Origin of the sequence: Sphingomonas sp. Sphisp66, assembly GCF_047324325.1 — a bacterium.
In the GTDB taxonomy this organism is placed as follows: Bacteria; Pseudomonadota; Alphaproteobacteria; order Sphingomonadales; family Sphingomonadaceae; genus Sphingomonas.
On sequence record NZ_CP168508.1, the window covers coordinates 661,531 to 677,315 of the forward strand.

The window sequence follows — 15,785 nt, forward strand, 5'->3', positions numbered from 1 at the left end:
CGCGACCCTAGGCGCAAAGCACCGACAAAGCGTTAATCAGGGTGCGGGCGGCACCGCGTCCATGATCGTGATGTGCTTGCCCGGCGTGGCGCCGACGCGCGACTGGGTGACGAGGATCGTCGTGCCCGGCGCGAGCACGGCCTTCACCGCCTCGTAGAAGGCGCGGGGCATCTGCACGCGGTTGCGCGTCGCCTCGTCGAGGGTGCGGCCGGCATCCTCGCTGTGCCCGGGCAGGCCGACATAGACCCAATTGTCGCTGCCGTCGGCACCGCGGGTGAGGGTGATGACGTGCGAGCCGGGATCATTGTCGTCGATATGCGCGGCGCTGCGGCCGATCTCGACCCCGCCGCGGAGCACGACGATGCGCTGGTCACTCTTCGAGACGATGATGGTGAGCGGGCCGCTGGGTGCGCGCTCGGGCTGCCAGCGATAGGCCTCGCCGTCGAGCGGCTGGGGCGCGGACGGCTTGCCCTTCGCGTCGAGCGGGGCGAGCAGGCTGGCCTCGGTGGTGTCGATATGGTCGGCGGCGTTGCCCTGGACCACCACGGTCACGCCCAGGCTGGTCTCGGCGAACAGCGCCCTGGCGAAATCATAGGGCAGGTGCACGCAGCCATGGCTCTCCGGATAACCAGGAAGCCCGCCGGCATGGAGCGCGATGCCGTCCCAGGTGAGCCGCTGGGTGAAGGGCATGGGGGCGTTGTTGTAGGTGCTCGAGCGGTGCTTCGCGTCCTTCTGCAGCACGGTGAACACGCCGGTGGGCGTCTCGTGCCCCGGCTTGCCCGAGGAGACGGTGCTCGCGGCGATGCGGACGCCGTTGCGATAGACGGTGGCGCGCTGCGCGGAGAGATCGACATAGACGAGGATCGGGCCGGCCGGCGCGACTTCGGGCGCCCAGACCCATTCGCCGGGCTTGAGCCGGTCGATATCGCGGGCGAGCTCCACGGGGGAGCTGGCCTTGGCGCCCTGGGCGAGCGCGGGGCTGGCCCAAAGCAGGGGCAGGGCGGCGGCGCACAGCATGGGCTTGAGCATGGCTTGGCCTAGCGCGGCGGGGGTTGGGGAAGGGTTAAGTGCTGTCCGTCATCCCGGCTAAAGCCGGGATCTCAGGCGAAGGCGGGAATAGAGCCGCACAAGATCCCGGCTTTCGCCGGGATGACGGTCTAGCTGCGCACCGGAATCCCCGCCGCGGCCAGCGCGGCATGCGCGTCGGCGATGCTGGCCTCGCCGAAATGGAAGATCGAGGCGGCGAGCACGGCGCTGGCATGGCCCTGGGTGATGCCGTCGACCAGATGCTGGAGATTGCCGACGCCGCCGCTGGCGACCACCGGCACGGTCACCTGATCGGCGATGGTGCGGATCAGCTCGAGATCATAGCCGTCCTTGGTGCCGTCGCGGTCCATCGAGGTGATCAGCAGCTCGCCGGCGCCGAGATGGGCGAGGGCGATGGCGTGGGTGACCGCGTCGATGCCGGTCGGCTTGCGGCCGCCATGGGTGAAGACTTCCCAGCCGGCGGCGGTGCGGCGCGCATCGACCGAGGCGACGACGCACTGGCTGCCCATCTTCTCGGCGATCTCGGCCACGACCTCGGGACGGGTGACGGCGGCGCTGTTGACCGCGACCTTGTCCGCACCGGCGAGGAGGAGCGCGCGGGCGTCCTCGACGCTGCGCACCCCGCCGCCGACGGTGAGCGGCATGAAGCAGACCTCGGCGGTGCGGCGGACGACGTCGAGGATCGTGCCGCGCGCCTCGTGGGATGCGGTGATGTCGAGGAAGCAGAGCTCGTCGGCGCCGGCGGCGTCATAGGCGCGGGCCTGCTCGACGGGGTCGCCGGCATCGATCAGGTCGACGAAGTTGACGCCCTTGACGACGCGGCCGTTGGCGACGTCGAGACAGGGGATGACGCGGGCGCGGACGGTCATGCGATTTGCTCGCGCGAAGGTGCGAAGGCGCGAAGAAGAAGGGGGTTCGCGCAGAGGCGCAGAGGACGCAGAGAGGTTGCGCTGGTGCCGAGCCCATGTGCCGCGTCGGCGGCAGGGATTTTGGAAGCCAAGTAATTGAGGGCGCCGTTGGCGCAGCGCGAGACAGCTCTGCGCTCTCTGCGCCTCTGCGCGAACAAAATCTTCGCGGCTTCGCGGCTTCGCGTGAACCTCATGCCCGGCCCACTTCGATTGCCCAGGCGAGGTCGAGGCGGCCGTCGTATAGGGCGCGGCCGGTGATCACGCCTTCGATACCGTCGGCGACATGGGGGCGGAGCGCATGGATGTCGGCGATGTCGGTGACGCCGCCGCTGGCGATCACCGGGATCGAGACGGCGCGGGCAAGTGCCACGGTCGCCTCGACATTGCAGCCCTTGAGCAGGCCGTCGCGGCCGACATCGGTGAACAGCAGCGCGGCGACGCCGGCATCCTCGAAGCGGCGGGCGAGATCGACCACCGCGACGTCCGACACGTCCGCCCAGCCGCGGGTGGCGACCAGCCCGTCGCGCGCGTCGACGGCGACGACGATGCGGCCGGGATTGTCACGGGCGGCCTCGCGGACCAGGTCCGGGTTTTCCAGCGCGGCGGTGCCGATCACCACGCGCTGCACGCCGAGATCGAGCCAGCGGTCGATCGATTCACGGTTCCGGATGCCGCCGCCGAGCTGGATATGGCCGCCGAAGCTCTCGAGGATCGACGCGACCGCGCCGCCATTGACCGATTCGCCGGCGAAGGCGCCGTCCAGGTCGACCACGTGCAGCCATTCGGCGCCGGCCTGGGCGAAGAGCTCGGCCTGGGCGGCGGGGTTGTCACCATAGACGGTGGCGCGGTCCATGTCGCCTTCGGCCAGCCGGACGACCTGGCCGCCCTTGAGGTCGATCGCGGGGAAGATGATCAGGCCATTGTCTACGGACGCCACTGGAGGAACCTTTCGACCAGCGCGATGCCGTAGCGCTGGCTCTTCTCGGGGTGGAACTGGACGCCGATCATGGTGTCGCGGCCGATCGCCGCGGTGACCGGGCCGCCATGATCGGTGGTGGCCAGCACATGCGCACCGGTGAAGGCGAAGCTGTGGAGAAAATAGGCCTCGCCGGCCTCGATCAGCGGATGGGGGGAGGCGGGGATCACGTCGTTCCAGCCCATGTGCGGGACATGGACGCCGGGGGCGGGGGCGATCGCGCGGACGGTGCCGGGGATCCAGCCGAGGCCGGGGTGCGTGCCCATTTCCTCGCCCGCATCGGCCATCAGCTGCATGCCGACACAGACGCCGAGGAACGGCGCGCCCTGTTGGCGAACGCGGGTGTTCAGCGCCTCGACCATGCCCGGGATGGCGCGCAGGCCCGCGGCGCAGGCGCCGAACGCACCGACGCCGGGGAGGACGATGCGATCGGCCTTGAGGACGGCCTCGGGATCGGCGGTGACCGCGATATCGCTCGCGCCCGCGGCCTTCAGCGCGTTGTGGACCGAATAGAGATTGCCCGCGCCGTAATCGATGAGGGCGATGGTCACATTCCCCTCCCGCTTGCGGGAGGGGGCTAGGGGAGGGAGCGACGTGGGTGAGGTGCCGTGACAGGCCCCCCCTCGACCCCTCCCGCAAGCGGAAGGGGAGATTTTCACAACACCCCCTTGGTGCTCGGCACCACGTCCGCCTTGCGCGGGTCGATCTCGACCGCTTCGCGCAGCGCGCGGGCCAGGCCCTTGAACGCGGCTTCGGCGATATGGTGGTTGTTGGTGCCGTAGAGCGTCTCGATGTGGAGCGTCACGCCCGCGGTCTGCGCGAAGCTGTGGAACCAGTGCTCGAACATCTCTGTGTCCATCTCGCCGAGGCGCTTCTGCGAGAATTCGGTCTTCCAGACGAGATAGGGGCGGCCGGAGATGTCGATGGCGACGCGGGTCAGCGTCTCGTCCATCGGCGACAGCGCGTCGGCGTAGCGGCGGATGCCCTTCTTGTCGCCGAGCGCCTTGAGGATCGCCTCGCCGATCGCCAGCCCGGTGTCCTCCACCGTGTGGTGCTGGTCGATATGGAGGTCGCCCACCGTCTTCACCTCCATGTCGATCAGCGAATGGCGGCTCAGCTGCTCGAGCATGTGATCGAAGAAGCCGATCCCTGTCGAAACGGAATAGGCTCCGGTACCGTCGAGGTTGACGGTGACGTCGACGGCGGTCTCGCTCGTCTTGCGGCTTATGGTGGCGGTGCGCATCGCGACCCCCATAACGAAGGTTGCCGCGCATGCAATCTTGACCGTGCGGCTCCTTGCGCTACCCAAGGGGCATGACTGGCAACGTGCCCGATAGCTTGATTCCCTATGACGAGATCGTGCAGGAGGCCCTGCGCGCAGTCGTCGGCCGCGTGCTCGGCTCGGTTGCCGAGACGGGCAACCTGCCCGGCGGGCATCATTTCTACATCACCTTCAAGACGCATGCGCCGGGGGTCGACATCCCGCAGCGGCTGATCGACCGGTTCCCGGACGAGATGACTATCGTCCTGCAGCACCGCTTCTGGGACCTGAAGGTGGACGGCGAGAAATTCTCGGTGGGCCTGAGCTTCAACCAGATTCCCGCGATGCTCAACATCCCGTTCTCGGCGATCACCGGCTTCCACGATCCGGCGGTGAACTTCGAGCTGCGCTTCCAGGCGGCCGAGGGCGCCGAGCAGGACGAGCCGCAGCACGAGGAAGCGGAGAATGACGGGCCGGCGGCAAAGCCCGTCGAGGACGGCTCGAACGTCGTCTCGGTGGACTTCAAGCGGAAGAAGTAAGGCGGCGCGCCGTGCAGGCGCACCGCCCCCAATGCCTCATTCGAGCGGATATTTGTTGCCGTCGCGGCAGATCGCCGTGGGCGTGTCGATCACATAGGGCGTCCAGGTGCCGAACAGCGTGCCGGCCTGCACGCCCTGCTGCGTGCAGCGGTCGAGCTCGCGGCCGACCTGTTCGGTATAGCTGTCGTCGCTGAAATACTGGTGGACGTAGAGGGTTTCGCCGCCGGGCGCGGCGGCAGCGAGGGCGGGCAGCGCGGCGGTGGCCGCCACCGCGATCAGCGTGCGACGCATCGAGAGTCTGGACATGATGGTTCTCCTCGAAAAGCCTGTGTTCTCCGACGGATGCGACCCTTGTTTCCGTGCGGGCAGACTAAGGGGGCGATGCCGGCCAGGGCAATCGCGCGCGGAGGAGATTTAGCCCCGAAACGGGGATGCCTATTCGGCCGGCCTTTAGTCATATGGGTGTGTGGTTCTTTCGGTTCCCCGGCGAAGGCCGGGGCCCAGTCTCGGCGCATCATCGAGCGCGCCGGAACCTCACGAAAGACATTGCAACTGGGCCCCGGCCTTCGCCGGGGAACCGAAGGTTGAGAGCCTTTGCTCCCTAGCCGTCGTTGGCGCTGGACGGGCGGAGCAGGCGGGCGCGCAGGTCCTGCATGGCTACGGCCTGGGCCGCGGCGCCGGGGTCCTCGGCGCCGAGGATCGAGCCGAGATGCTCGAGGATCTGGCTGGCGCGGTCGAGATTCTGCAGCGCCTCGAGATGCTGGGCGATGACGTGCGGGTCCTCGACCAGCCGCTCGCCCAGGCTGTTCAGCAGCTCGCGGACATGGAAGACCTCCTCGACCAGCCGCTCGCCGAGATCGGCCATGGCCGGCGCGGCGGGAGGCGGGGTGGGCTCGGCGGGCAGGGCAGTGCCGCTGCGCACCGCTTCCTGGATCGCATCGACCCGCGCCTGGCCGCGATAGCCCTCGAAGCTGGCGACGCGGTTGCCCGAGATCCATTCGTCGACGGTGACGGCGCTGTGATCGAAGGCGACGCCGCAGCGGCCCTCGCTCTGCCAGACGACTCGGGCGGGGACTTCGATCTCGGCGCGGCGCAGCACCAGCGGGGTGCCGGCGCGCGGCAGCACCGAGCCGTCGAGCATCGCGCCGCCCTCGGAAAGGTTGCGGATGCGCACCGCCACCTTCAGCGCATCGGCTTCGATCGCGGCCGCCAGGAACAGGTTCTTGCGCGGCGCGCGCTCCTGCGATCCGTGGGAAGTGGGAAGATGTGCGCCGGCGTGCATGATTCCATTGTAAGAAGCGAAGCACGCACAGTTGGTTAACGGCCCTCAAAATTCCTGCCGGGCCAGACGCCTGCGCGGGGGTGCTGGAATCGCGGGGGGCAAGGCGGTAGAGCCGCGGCGACTCCGCGAGAGGCGGATCCAGATGAAAGGCCTGATGTGACCACCCGGACCGAAACCGATTCGATCGGCGCGATCGAAGTTCCCGCCGACGCCTATTGGGGCGCCCAGACCCAGCGCTCGATCGAGAATTTCCCGTTCGGCGCGATGGAGCGCATGCCGCTGGGCATCGTCCATGCCCAGGCGATCGTGAAGCAGGCGGCGGCGCGGGTGAACCGCAAGCATGGGATGGATTCGAAAATCGCCGATGCGATCGAGGCAGCGGCGCAGGAAATCGTCGCGGGCGACCTGGACGACCAGTTCCCGCTGGTGATCTGGCAGACCGGCTCGGGCACCCAGACCAACATGAACGTCAACGAAGTGATCGCCGGCCGCGCGAACTTCGTGCTGGCGGGCACCAAGGGCGGCAAGTCGCCGGTGCACCCGAACGACCACGTCAACATGAGCCAGTCGTCGAACGACAGCTTCCCGACCGCGCTGCACGTCGCCGCCGTGCTGGCGACGCGCGACCAGCTGATTCCGGCGCTCGACCAGCTCACCGCTTCGCTGACCGCCAAGGCCGAGGCCTGGGACCACATCATCAAGATCGGCCGTACCCACACCCAGGACGCGACCCCGCTGACGCTTGGCCAGGAATTCGGTGGCTATGCGGCCCAGCTGATCAGCTGCAAGGCACGGATCGAAGGGGCGCTGAACGGCAACCTGCGCAAGCTGGCGATCGGCGGCACCGCGGTCGGCACCGGGCTCAACGCGCCGGAGGGCTGGGCCGAGGACATGTCGGCGGCGATCACGGACATTGCGGGCACGCAGTTCGAGCCGGCGCCGAACAAGTTCGAGCAGCTGGCGGCCAAGGACGGGCTGGTCTTCTTCTCGGGCGCGCTGAACACGCTGGCGGTGGCGCTCAACAAGATCGCCAACGACATCCGCTTCCTCGGCTCGGGTCCGCGCTCGGGCCTGGGCGAGCTGTCGCTGCCGGCGAACGAGCCGGGCAGCTCGATCATGCCGGGCAAGGTCAACCCGACCCAGTGCGAATCGCTGACGATGGTCGCGGCGCAGGTGATCGGCAACAACCAGGCGGTCACCGTCGGCGGCATGCAGGGCCATTTCGAACTCAACGTGTTCATGCCGCTGATCGGCGCGAACGTGCTGCGCTCGATCTCGCTCCTCTCGACCGGCATGACCAGCTTCGCCGAGCGCTGCGTCGATGGGATCGAGGCGAACGAGTCGCAGATCAAGGCGCTGGTGGATCGCTCGCTGATGCTGGTGACCGCGCTGGCACCGGCGATCGGCTATGACAATGCCGCCAAGATCGCCAAGAACGCGCATGAGAAGGGCCTGACGCTCAAGGAGAGCGGGCTGGCGCTTGGGTTGGTCGATGAGGCGACGTTCGACCAGTATGTGCGACCCGAGACGATGATCGGGAGGTAAGAAAAAGGACGTCATCCCGGCGAAAGCCGGGATCTCGTGCGGCTCTTTCTCCTGCGCCTCCGCCTGAGATCCCGGCTTTCGCCGGGATGACGGTGGGGGCGAGGGAACTCCTACGGTCTCCGATCTTTCTTCCTTCGTAACCACTTACGACGGAGCAACCATGATCGGGGACGCAATCGCAGGCTGGATCGGCAACCGCATCGACCGGGCGGACGGTGAGGGCGGGGCGCTGGGCGCGCTCGCCGGCGTGCTGACCTGGAAGGCGGTGAAGAAGATCGTGCCCGCGGCCATCGTGATCGGTGGCGCGGCCTATGCGTACCACCACTTCACCCGTGGCCGCGAGCCCGCGGCATGATCGGCAAGCTGCTCGGCGCCTACCTGGGCAACCGGATCGACCGCGCCGACGGCAAGGGCGGCGTGAAGGGTGCGCTGATCGGCCTGGGCGTCGAGCGGTTGCTCGCCCGGATGGGGCCGGTCGGCTGGGTGCTGGCGGCGCTTTTCCTGGTGTTGCGCTTCTTCTGGCGGCTGGTGTTCCCGAAACGGCGCGTGCGATACGTCCGGTCCTAGCTTGACGGGGAGGGGACTCCCACGCCAAAGGCACCCATGCCCCATTCCACCGAGACCGACCCGCACGGATTCAAGCGACGCGGCGTATTGTTCGTGCTGTCCTCGCCCTCCGGCGCCGGCAAGTCGACGATCGCGCGCAAGCTGCTCGCCGCCGACGAGCATCTCCAGATGTCCGTTTCCGTCACGACCCGGCCGATGCGCCCGGGCGAGGTGGACGGCGTCGACTATCACTTCGTCGATCTCGAGCGGTTCCGCGAAATCGCGAACAACCACGAGTTCCTCGAATGGGCGCACGTGTTCAACCATCGCTATGGCACGCTGCGCACGACCGTGGAGGAGATCCTCGATTCGGGCCGCGACGTGCTGTTCGACATCGACTGGCAGGGCGCGCAGCAGCTGTTCCAGCTGGCTGGCGGCGACGTGGTCCGCGTGTTCATCCTGCCGCCGTCCTTTGTCGAGCTGCGCCAGCGGCTGGTCAATCGCGCGACCGACTCGATCGAAGTGATCGACGCTCGCATGGCGCGCGCGGCCGCCGAAGTGAGCCACTGGGACGGCTATGACTATGTGCTGGTCAACGACGATGTCGATCAATGCTATCGCTCGGTCCACACGATCCTGAATGCCGAGCGGCTCAAGCGCTCGCGCCAGACGGGCTTGATCGGATTCATCCGCGGGTTGATGAAGTAACCTTCCCAAAGGGGAGGGTTATGATGGCTAGACTGTTCCTCGGCGGCGCGCTCGGTGGGCTCGCCATGTGGCTGGTAGGCTTCATCTTCTGGGGCACGCCCCTCAGCCTGCTCGCGCTTTCCAAGACCGATGCTGCGACCACGGCGGCGGTGCAGGCGGCACTCGCCCAGCATCTCGGGCCGCTCGGCAGCGGCGCCTATCCGATTCCCTGGCCGGGCACGCCGCAGGGCACCCAGCTCTACGGCCAGGGGCCGACGGCGATGGTGTTGTTCAACACCGGCGGCTTTGCCAATCCGGACAGCGCCGCGCTGATCGGCGGGCTGGTGCTGGCAATCGTCTGCGCGCTGCTTGCCGGCTTCGCGCTGCGGATGGTCGCGGCGACCCTGGGCTTTGCCGACCGGCTGAAGCTGGTGGCGATCACTGCGGTGGCGGTGACCGCCTATTCCGATCTCGGCCAGCCGATCTTCAACCACGCGCCCTGGGGCTATTTCTTCTACCTGTGGGTGAGCGACGTGGCGAGCTGGATAGCGGCGGGGGCGGTGCTCGCCTGGGCGCTGCCGCGGCCGATCGTGACGCGCATCTGACCATGTACATCTGCGCGCTGGTGATCCCGGTGCCGGAGGCGAAGCGCGAGGCCTATCGCGCATGGGCCACGCGCGGCGCGGCGATCTTCAAGGCGCATGGCTGCCTGGAGATCACCGAGGCCTGGGAGGATTTCGTCCCCGACGGATCGGTGACCGACTTCCGCAAGGCAGTGGCGGCGCAGGCGGGGGAGAAGATCGTCCTCTCCTGGCAGGTCTGGCCCGACAAGGCGACGCTCGACGCGGCGGAGGCGGCGATGCACGCCGACGGCAGCCTGGAAGTGGAGGGGGAAGTGCCCTTCGATGCGAAGCGGCTGATATTGGGGTGTTTCGGGGCGCTTTGAAAAAGCATCCGTCATCCCGGCGAAAGCCGGGATCTCGCGCGGCTCCTTCCCCGCGCCTTCGCCTGAGATCCCGGCTTTCGCCGGGATGACGGTCTAGGCGAGCAACTCCAGGAACCTTACCCCGGCCAGGAAGTCCGTCCGGCGGTTCTCCCGCGCGGCCAGGGCCAGCTCGTCCTCGCCCCATTGCTCGGCCTGCCACAGCTCGTCGACATGCGCGGCCTGCCACAGCGTCTCGGCGGGAATCGCGCCTTCGAGCAGCGCCAGCGCGCCGACCAGCGAGCCGCTGATCGTCACCACCGGCGAGAGGCCGGCGATGCGGAAGGGATCGAGCGCGTGCACCGCCTCGGCGAGCCGGGAGATTGTCGCTTCGGGCTGGGCCTTGTGGATCACGCCGGTCGCGGTCTCGAAATGCACGTCGTAGCGGCTGCGCGCCCAGTCGAGCAGCGGGTCCCAGGCCTCGGCCTGGCGCAGCACCAGCGGCTCGGGATCCCCGGCGCGGTAATAGAGCAGGTCGCTCTCCCCATAGGCGGCCAGGCCCTGGGCGAAGGGGGCGGGATCGGCGGAGATCTTGTCGATCGCCGCATTGGCGAGCCCGGTGAGCCTCATCGCGCGCGGATCGAGCGTGTCGCCCACGGCGCGCCATTCCTCGGCCACCGCCTCGGCCAGCGCCGGGGTGGGCAGGGTAAGCGGCGCCCGATCCGGAGTGCGCACCGGCTTGCCGTCGAGCGCCACCTGGCCGTTCTCGACGCTGACTTCCTTCCAGAAACGCTTCATGCCTCGGGCACGACCTCCGCCGGCGTCTTCCAGCGCCGCGCCAGGAAGCGCGGCACCACCGCCATGAAATAGAGCGACGACAGCAGGATCGCGCCGCCGAAGACGGTCATGCCGTAATGCTGCGCGCGGCCGGCGACCAGCAGGCCGACCACCGCGCCCGCGGTACCCAGCATGTTGACCGCGACGATGATGTAATAGCGCTTCATCGCAAGGCGATCGGCGTCGGTCATAGAGCCTCCAGATGCGCGGGGAGCTGGCTGGCATGGTCGGCGAGCCTGTGCGCGCCGGCGCCGAGCAGCTCCCCGGACGTGTGGTATCCCCATAGCACACCAACGGCGTGGGTGCCAGCGGCGCGCGCCATTGCCATGTCGAAGCTGGTGTCGCCGATCATCGCAGTGGTCTCGGGCGCGGCGCCGGCCTCGGCAATGGCGAGCTCGAGCATCGCGGGATGCGGCTTGGAGGGGTGGCGATCGGCGGTCTGCAGCGTGACGAAGCGGGCGTGCAGGCCGTGATGCTCGAGGATCAGGCGCAGCCCGCGATCGGACTTGCCGGTGGCGACGCCGAGCAGCCAGCCGGCAGCGTCGAGCGCCTCGATCGTCTCGATTATGCCGTCATAGAGCGGCTCGGGATCGAGCGCCGCGCTGGCGCGCATCGCGTGGAAGGCGCGCTTGTACTCCTCGGCCATCGCTTCGTGCAGCGCGGGCTCGGCCTCGGGAAGCAACTGCGCGATGGCGGGGACGAGGCTGAGGCCGACGATGCGGCGGATGTCGCCGCGGCCGGGCGGGGCGAGGCGGTGCGCATCGAAGGTCGCCTCCATCGCGCGGCAGATATTGACCTGCGAATCGACGAGCGTGCCGTCGCAATCGAACACGGCGAGGCGGTTGGTCATCCAATCCTCCCTCGCGAAGCGGGGGAGGGGGACCGCCGCCGAAGGCGGTGATGGAGGGGGGCTGGCCGCAGGCGATGCGCGCGCGGAGACGCCCCCTCCGTCGCGCTGCGCGCGCCACCTCCCCCGCTGCGCGAGGGAGGATTGAGGAGGAGCGCCCTCATTTCGTCCCCCGCATCAGCGCGGCCATGGCGCGGCGGCCCTGGGAGTCGAGCGCGTCGGCGGCCGAGAGGCGGGCGGCGTCGGGCTTGTTCTGGCCGAGCTTGAGCGTGCCGCGCCAGGCCTGGACCTCGAGCCGATAGCCGATGATCGCGCCGGTCATCTTCGCGAAGAGCGCCGGGTCCATCTTGCCGCGCGTCCATGCCGGCTTGGGAGCGAGGCGGCGCTCCTGCTCGTGGCTGATCGCATCGAGGATCGCGACAAGTCCCGCGTTATCGGTGCGGGTGACCTGGCCTTCGAGCTCGACCGCGACATAGTTCCAGGTCGGCACTTCGTTCGGGCCGGCGCCGTACCAGTCGGGGCTGACATAGGCGTCCGGCCCCTGCAGGCTGAACAGGCCGGTGGCGCCGTCGAGGTGCCGGGCGATGCCGTTGCCGCGCGCGAGGTGGAAGCCGAGCGTTTCCTCGTCCAGCCAGACCAGCGGGACATGCGCGACGCGCGGCCCGTCGGGCGTCGCGGCGAACAGCGCGCCGAAGCCGATGTCACGCACGAGATCGCGGATCGCCGGGCGGTCCTCCCAGCGGAAGGCCGGGTGCGGGTGCATCAGCGGTTCCGCGGCGCGCGGGGCTTGTCCCCACCGGTGCGCGGGGCGGGGCGGGCAGCACCGCGAGGTGCCGGCTTGCCGCCCGGCTTCGTGCCACCGGGCTTGCGGGCTGCGGGCTTGCCGCCAGGCTTGGCGGCCGGCGCCTTGCGCGTGCTCGGCTTGCCGCCACTGCGGGGAGCGGGCTTGTCGCCGCTCGGGCCTTCGCCGCGGCGAGCGGCGCGGCCGCGGCGCTCCTTGCGCACCGTCTTGGCATGCGCCCGGGCATTGGCCTTGAGCTGCTCCTTGGTCATCGGCGGCGGCCCGTCGTCGAGCTGCAGCGCGTCGCCCTCGGCCTCCTCGAAGCCGAGCGTGTGGAGCGATTCGGCGAAATGGTGGGGCAGCGCCGCGCGCACGTCGATCTTGTCGCCATCGGGATGATCGACGCGGATGCGGCGGGCGTGGAGGTGCATCTTGCGGCTGATCCCGCCGGTCAGGAATGCTTCGGGACCACCGTACTTCCCGTCGCCGACGATCGGGAAGCCGATCGCCGCCATGTGGACGCGCAGCTGGTGGGTGCGGCCGGTGAAGGGCTGGAGCTCGACCCAGGCGGCGCGGTTGCCGGCGCGGCCGATCACCCGGTAGCGCGAGCGGCTCGGCTGGCCTTCCTTCTCGTCGACCTGCATCTTCTCGCCGCCGGTGCCCGGCTGCTTGCCGATCGGCAGCTCGATCATGCCGTCCTCGATGCTCGGCACGCCGACGACGAGCGCCCAATAGACCTTGCGCGCGGTGCGGCTGGAGAAGTTCTTCGAGAAGGCCGCCGCGGCGCGGGCGGTGCGGGCGACGAGCAGGGCTCCGCTCGTGTCCTTGTCGAGCCGGTGAACCAGCTTGGGCCGGCCCTCCAGGTCGTACTGGAGCGCGTCGAGCAGCTGGTCGACATGCTCGGTGGTCTTGGTGCCGCCCTGCGTCGCCAGGCCCGGCGGCTTGTTGAGCACGAACGCGGCGTCGTCCTGGTGGATCACCAGGCTGCGGGCGAAGTCGATCTGCTCCGGGCTCAGGTCGATGCGCTTCTTCGGCCGGGGACGGCCCGGCTTGTCGGGCTGGGGCGCCTCGGCCGGGGGCACGCGGATCACCTGGCCCATCGCGACATGGTCGCCCGGCTTGGCGCGCGCGCCGTCGACGCGCAGCTGCCCGGTGCGCGCCCAGCGCGACACGATGTTGAAGCTGGTGTCCGGCAAATGCCGCTTGAACCAGCGATCGAGCCGGATGCCGTCGTCATCGGGCTTCACGGTGAACTGGCGGACGGCGTCCTGGGCTTTCGGGGAGGTCATGGAATTGCTCGCAATAGGCTGAGGCCCGCGAACAGCGCGAGCGCCGAGCCGAGGACCGAAGCGAAGATATAGCCGAGGCCGAGGCCCCAGTCGCCCCGCTCGACCATGTTCATCAGGTCGAGGGTGAAGGCGGAGAAAGTCGTGTAGCCGCCGAGCACGCCGACGCCGATCAGCAGGCGCCACTGCTCGCCGCCCTGGCCGATCCTGGCGAGCGTGCCGGCGAGCAGTCCCATCAGGAAGCCGCCGATCAGGTTCACGGCAAGCGTTCCCCAGGGATAATCGGGCCCGAACCAGGCGAGCGTGAGCTTGCCGGTCAGATAGCGCGCCGCGGAGCCGAAGGCGCCGCCGAGCATGACGAGGAACAGGGCTGGCATCCCGAGCGGTTAGCGCGGAATCGGGGAGAGGGGAACCCAGAGCAAAATCCTCCCCCGCTTCGCGAGGGAGGATTCTCAGATCCCGTTGTTCGCGACCATGTCTATGTCGGTGCCGCCGTCCGGGCGGGCGGTGAGGAACAGGACGTAGGCGCCGCCGTCCTTGTCGCGGGTGCCGCCCAAGATATGCTCCTGGCCGTCGACCTGATGCTCGCCGGTGTACCCGGCGCGAACCGCCCTGGTGTAGTACCAGTCGAGCATCACCTGCATCGGCTGGGGCGAGGAGAAGCTGACCACGCGCAGCTGGCAGGCGCCGGCGGTGCTGCCCGCGGCCTCGGTCACGCGCGCCTGGGGATAGAGCGGCAGGTCGCGCGGCAGGCGCTGCGCCCAGCCCGCCGCATATTGCAGCGAGGCGGCGCACTGGTTGCTTTTCGGATCCTTCTGGCGCGCGGCGAGGCCGCCCAGGGTGACGGCCTCGCGCGCCGCGGCGCACTGGGTGCAGTCCTTGGTCGCCTGGGTCGGCGCCGGGGTCTTGAGCAGCTGGCCGTTGTCGACCTTGCCGCCGTTCGCCGCGACATTGTCGTTGGGCACGCCGCCCGAATAGGGCTGGCCCGGCGGGCGGATCGCATCGCCATTGGCCTGGCGGCCGAGCTGGGGATCGACCATGATCTGGTCCTGCAGCGCGCTGGCCAGTGCCGGATCGGCGGCGTTGCCGCTCTCCGTATCGGCGACGTCGCCCAGGCTGCCACGGCTGCCGCATCCCGCGAGCGCGAGGGGCAGGGCAAGCATCAGGACGTAGTTGCGGACCATGTTAACGCGCTCCTTTGGCGCTTTTTCATGCCCGAGGAAGGTTAAGGAAGCCTTGGGGACGGGGTGGATTCCCGCCGCGGCACGCGTTAACCATAAGCGGAACCCCGGACGGATCATGTGCGTATTGCCTCGAGATCGAAGGGGTAGGGCATGCATCTGAACGGGAAGTTGGTCGGTGCCGGCGTCGCTGTCGCCATTGCCGCGGGCATCGGATACGCCCTGCTCTTCAAGCCCGAGGACGAAGCGGAATTCGACATGGTGACGCGCGACGGCGCGTTCAGCGTGCGCGATTATCCGCGCCTGCTCGTCGCTGAAGCCGTGGTGCCCGGGCTGCGCCAGGCGGCGCTCTCGGTCGGCTTCACCCGGCTCGCCGACTATGTCTTCGGCAAGGACCGGTCTGGCGGCCGCCTGCCGATGACCGTGCCGGTGCTCTCCGACGGCGACGAGGACGGGCGCGGCTGGCGCACCCGCTTCGTGATGCCGCCCCATGCCAGCATCGACACGCTGCCCGATCCGCGCGGCGGCGTCCGCCTGCGCACCTTGCCGGCGCGCCGGATTGCGGCGCTGCGCTTCGCCGGCGCGGACAGCGAGGGCGCGCTCGACGCCTATGAGGCTGAGCTGCGCGCCTGGATCGGCCGAAACGGCCTCAGCGCCGCCGGCCCGGTGGAGCATGCCTTCTACAACTCGCCCTTCACGCCAGCCCGCCTGCGCCGCACCGAGGTGATGATCCCGCTGGCGGCCTGACTGTTATATGTTGATAACACACTCTCGTTGGGATATAGCGACAGCCATGCTGAATCTGCTCTCGATCCTTGTCGGGATCATCGCCCTGCCGCTCATGCTGATCGCGCTGATCCCGCTGCTCGGCTGGCTCAACTATCTGGTGATCCCGATCGCGGTGGTCGGCCTGGCGCTCGGCGCGCTTTCGGACTCGAACAGCGGGCGCAACCTCAACATCGTCGTGGCCGGCGTCGGCTTCGTCCGCCTTTGGCTGGGCGGGTTCATCTTCTGATTTTCGGGTAGACGCGCGGCGGTTTCCCTCCTCCGTCACCCCGGCCTTGTGCCGGGGTCCACGGTGCCTCTCGCTATATCCTTCCGCTTCTTGTTCAATGCTCGCCTCCCGGTGGACCCCGGCAA

At 69.0% G+C, this 15,785-nt stretch carries 23 protein-coding genes; 9 read left to right on the forward strand and 14 right to left on the reverse strand.

Annotation, left to right across the window (positions count from 1 at the left end; genetic code table 11):
• Nucleotides 1-36 precede the first annotated feature (36 nt).
• The 5 genes from ACEN8G_RS03155 to hisB all read right to left on the reverse strand — a co-directional run bounded on the left by ACEN8G_RS03155 (nt 37) and on the right by hisB (nt 4,174).
• Nucleotides 37-1,029, reverse strand: a complete 993-nt coding sequence (locus ACEN8G_RS03155) for a L,D-transpeptidase (RefSeq protein WP_413418696.1) — start codon at nt 1,027-1,029, stop codon at nt 37-39.
• 128 nt (nt 1,030-1,157) lie between these two features.
• Complete coding sequence (gene hisF, locus ACEN8G_RS03160) at nt 1,158-1,916, reverse strand: imidazole glycerol phosphate synthase subunit HisF (protein ID WP_413419319.1); 759 nt, start codon at nt 1,914-1,916, stop codon at nt 1,158-1,160.
• A 229-nt stretch (nt 1,917-2,145) separates the two neighbouring features.
• A complete protein-coding gene (hisA, locus tag ACEN8G_RS03165) occupies nt 2,146-2,871 on the reverse strand; it encodes a 1-(5-phosphoribosyl)-5-[(5-phosphoribosylamino)methylideneamino]imidazole-4-carboxamide isomerase (protein WP_413419323.1) in 726 nt (241 codons plus the stop codon).
• Between the two features lie 8 nt (nt 2,872-2,879).
• Nucleotides 2,880-3,482 carry an imidazole glycerol phosphate synthase subunit HisH gene (gene hisH, locus ACEN8G_RS03170; protein ID WP_413419321.1) on the reverse strand — a complete coding sequence of 201 codons (603 nt, stop codon included), beginning with the start codon at nt 3,480-3,482 and terminating at the stop codon, nt 2,880-2,882.
• Nucleotides 3,483-3,586: 104 nt separating this feature from the next.
• A complete protein-coding gene (gene hisB, locus ACEN8G_RS03175; protein WP_413419383.1) occupies nt 3,587-4,174 on the reverse strand; it encodes an imidazoleglycerol-phosphate dehydratase HisB in 588 nt (195 codons plus the stop codon).
• 71 nt (nt 4,175-4,245) lie between these two features.
• Between hisB and ACEN8G_RS03180 the strand changes: the two genes are divergently transcribed.
• Entirely contained in the window at nt 4,246-4,731 is a 486-nt protein-coding gene (locus ACEN8G_RS03180) for an SspB family protein (protein ID WP_307117936.1), read from the forward strand.
• A gap of 36 nt (nt 4,732-4,767) precedes the next feature.
• Here the strand turns inward: ACEN8G_RS03180 and ACEN8G_RS03185 are convergent, their stop codons facing one another.
• Entirely contained in the window at nt 4,768-5,037 is a 270-nt protein-coding gene (locus ACEN8G_RS03185) for a hypothetical protein (protein WP_413419385.1), read from the reverse strand.
• Between the two features lie 295 nt (nt 5,038-5,332).
• Nucleotides 5,333-6,013: a PilZ domain-containing protein gene (locus ACEN8G_RS03190; protein ID WP_413419041.1), complete on the reverse strand. Its 681-nt coding sequence runs from the start codon at nt 6,011-6,013 to the stop codon at nt 5,333-5,335.
• A gap of 156 nt (nt 6,014-6,169) precedes the next feature.
• Here ACEN8G_RS03190 and fumC point away from each other — a divergent pair, with 156 nt between their 5' ends.
• The 6 genes from fumC to ACEN8G_RS03220 all read left to right on the forward strand — a co-directional run bounded on the left by fumC (nt 6,170) and on the right by ACEN8G_RS03220 (nt 9,737).
• On the forward strand, nt 6,170-7,558 hold the full coding sequence (gene fumC, locus ACEN8G_RS03195) for a class II fumarate hydratase (RefSeq protein WP_413419043.1): 1,389 nt from the start codon (nt 6,170-6,172) through the stop codon (nt 7,556-7,558).
• Nucleotides 7,559-7,718: 160 nt separating this feature from the next.
• Nucleotides 7,719-7,913 carry a hypothetical protein gene (locus ACEN8G_RS03200; RefSeq protein WP_413419045.1) on the forward strand — a complete coding sequence of 65 codons (195 nt, stop codon included), beginning with the start codon at nt 7,719-7,721 and terminating at the stop codon, nt 7,911-7,913.
• Nucleotides 7,910-8,125, forward strand: coding sequence for a hypothetical protein (locus ACEN8G_RS03205; RefSeq protein ID WP_413419047.1), 216 nt, complete (start codon nt 7,910-7,912; stop codon nt 8,123-8,125). The genes ACEN8G_RS03200 and ACEN8G_RS03205 overlap by 4 nt, the downstream gene beginning before the upstream one ends.
• A 36-nt stretch (nt 8,126-8,161) precedes the next feature.
• Nucleotides 8,162-8,812, forward strand: coding sequence for a guanylate kinase (gene gmk / locus ACEN8G_RS03210; protein WP_413419049.1), 651 nt, complete (start codon nt 8,162-8,164; stop codon nt 8,810-8,812).
• Between the two features lie 23 nt (nt 8,813-8,835).
• A complete protein-coding gene (locus ACEN8G_RS03215) occupies nt 8,836-9,396 on the forward strand; it encodes a hypothetical protein (protein ID WP_413419051.1) in 561 nt (186 codons plus the stop codon).
• Between the two features lie 2 nt (nt 9,397-9,398).
• The gene (locus ACEN8G_RS03220; RefSeq protein ID WP_413419053.1) at nt 9,399-9,737 is read left to right on the forward strand and encodes a DUF1428 domain-containing protein; all 339 of its coding nucleotides are present in this window, start codon (nt 9,399-9,401) and stop codon (nt 9,735-9,737) included.
• A 93-nt stretch (nt 9,738-9,830) separates the two neighbouring features.
• On the opposite strand, the gene ACEN8G_RS03225 is transcribed toward ACEN8G_RS03220, so the two are convergent.
• The 7 genes from ACEN8G_RS03225 to ACEN8G_RS03255 form a co-directional block, all read right to left on the reverse strand.
• Entirely contained in the window at nt 9,831-10,511 is a 681-nt protein-coding gene (locus ACEN8G_RS03225) for an ATP12 family chaperone protein (protein WP_413418907.1), read from the reverse strand.
• A complete protein-coding gene (locus ACEN8G_RS03230; RefSeq protein WP_307117946.1) occupies nt 10,508-10,741 on the reverse strand; it encodes a hypothetical protein in 234 nt (77 codons plus the stop codon). The genes ACEN8G_RS03225 and ACEN8G_RS03230 overlap by 4 nt, the downstream gene beginning before the upstream one ends.
• On the reverse strand, nt 10,738-11,400 hold the full coding sequence (locus ACEN8G_RS03235) for an HAD-IA family hydrolase (RefSeq protein WP_413418909.1): 663 nt from the start codon (nt 11,398-11,400) through the stop codon (nt 10,738-10,740). Before ACEN8G_RS03235 ends, ACEN8G_RS03230 begins: the two co-directional genes overlap by 4 nt.
• 157 nt (nt 11,401-11,557) lie before the next feature.
• Complete coding sequence (locus ACEN8G_RS03240; protein ID WP_413418911.1) at nt 11,558-12,160, reverse strand: FMN-binding negative transcriptional regulator; 603 nt, start codon at nt 12,158-12,160, stop codon at nt 11,558-11,560.
• Nucleotides 12,160-13,467 carry an RluA family pseudouridine synthase gene (locus ACEN8G_RS03245; protein ID WP_413740730.1) on the reverse strand — a complete coding sequence of 436 codons (1,308 nt, stop codon included), beginning with the start codon at nt 13,465-13,467 and terminating at the stop codon, nt 12,160-12,162. Before ACEN8G_RS03245 ends, ACEN8G_RS03240 begins: the two co-directional genes overlap by 1 nt.
• Nucleotides 13,464-13,841: a fluoride efflux transporter CrcB gene (gene crcB / locus ACEN8G_RS03250; protein WP_413418915.1), complete on the reverse strand. Its 378-nt coding sequence runs from the start codon at nt 13,839-13,841 to the stop codon at nt 13,464-13,466. Before crcB ends, ACEN8G_RS03245 begins: the two co-directional genes overlap by 4 nt.
• Before the next feature lie 75 nt (nt 13,842-13,916).
• Nucleotides 13,917-14,648 (reverse strand): hypothetical protein, encoded by a 732-nt coding sequence (locus tag ACEN8G_RS03255; RefSeq protein WP_413418917.1) that lies wholly within the window; start codon nt 14,646-14,648, stop codon nt 13,917-13,919.
• 150 nt (nt 14,649-14,798) lie between these two features.
• Between ACEN8G_RS03255 and ACEN8G_RS03260 the strand changes: the two genes are divergently transcribed.
• Entirely contained in the window at nt 14,799-15,392 is a 594-nt protein-coding gene (locus tag ACEN8G_RS03260; protein WP_413418919.1) for an SOUL family heme-binding protein, read from the forward strand.
• A gap of 46 nt (nt 15,393-15,438) precedes the next feature.
• Nucleotides 15,439-15,660: a hypothetical protein gene (locus ACEN8G_RS03265; RefSeq protein WP_307117953.1), complete on the forward strand. Its 222-nt coding sequence runs from the start codon at nt 15,439-15,441 to the stop codon at nt 15,658-15,660.
• Nucleotides 15,661-15,785 lie beyond the last annotated feature (125 nt).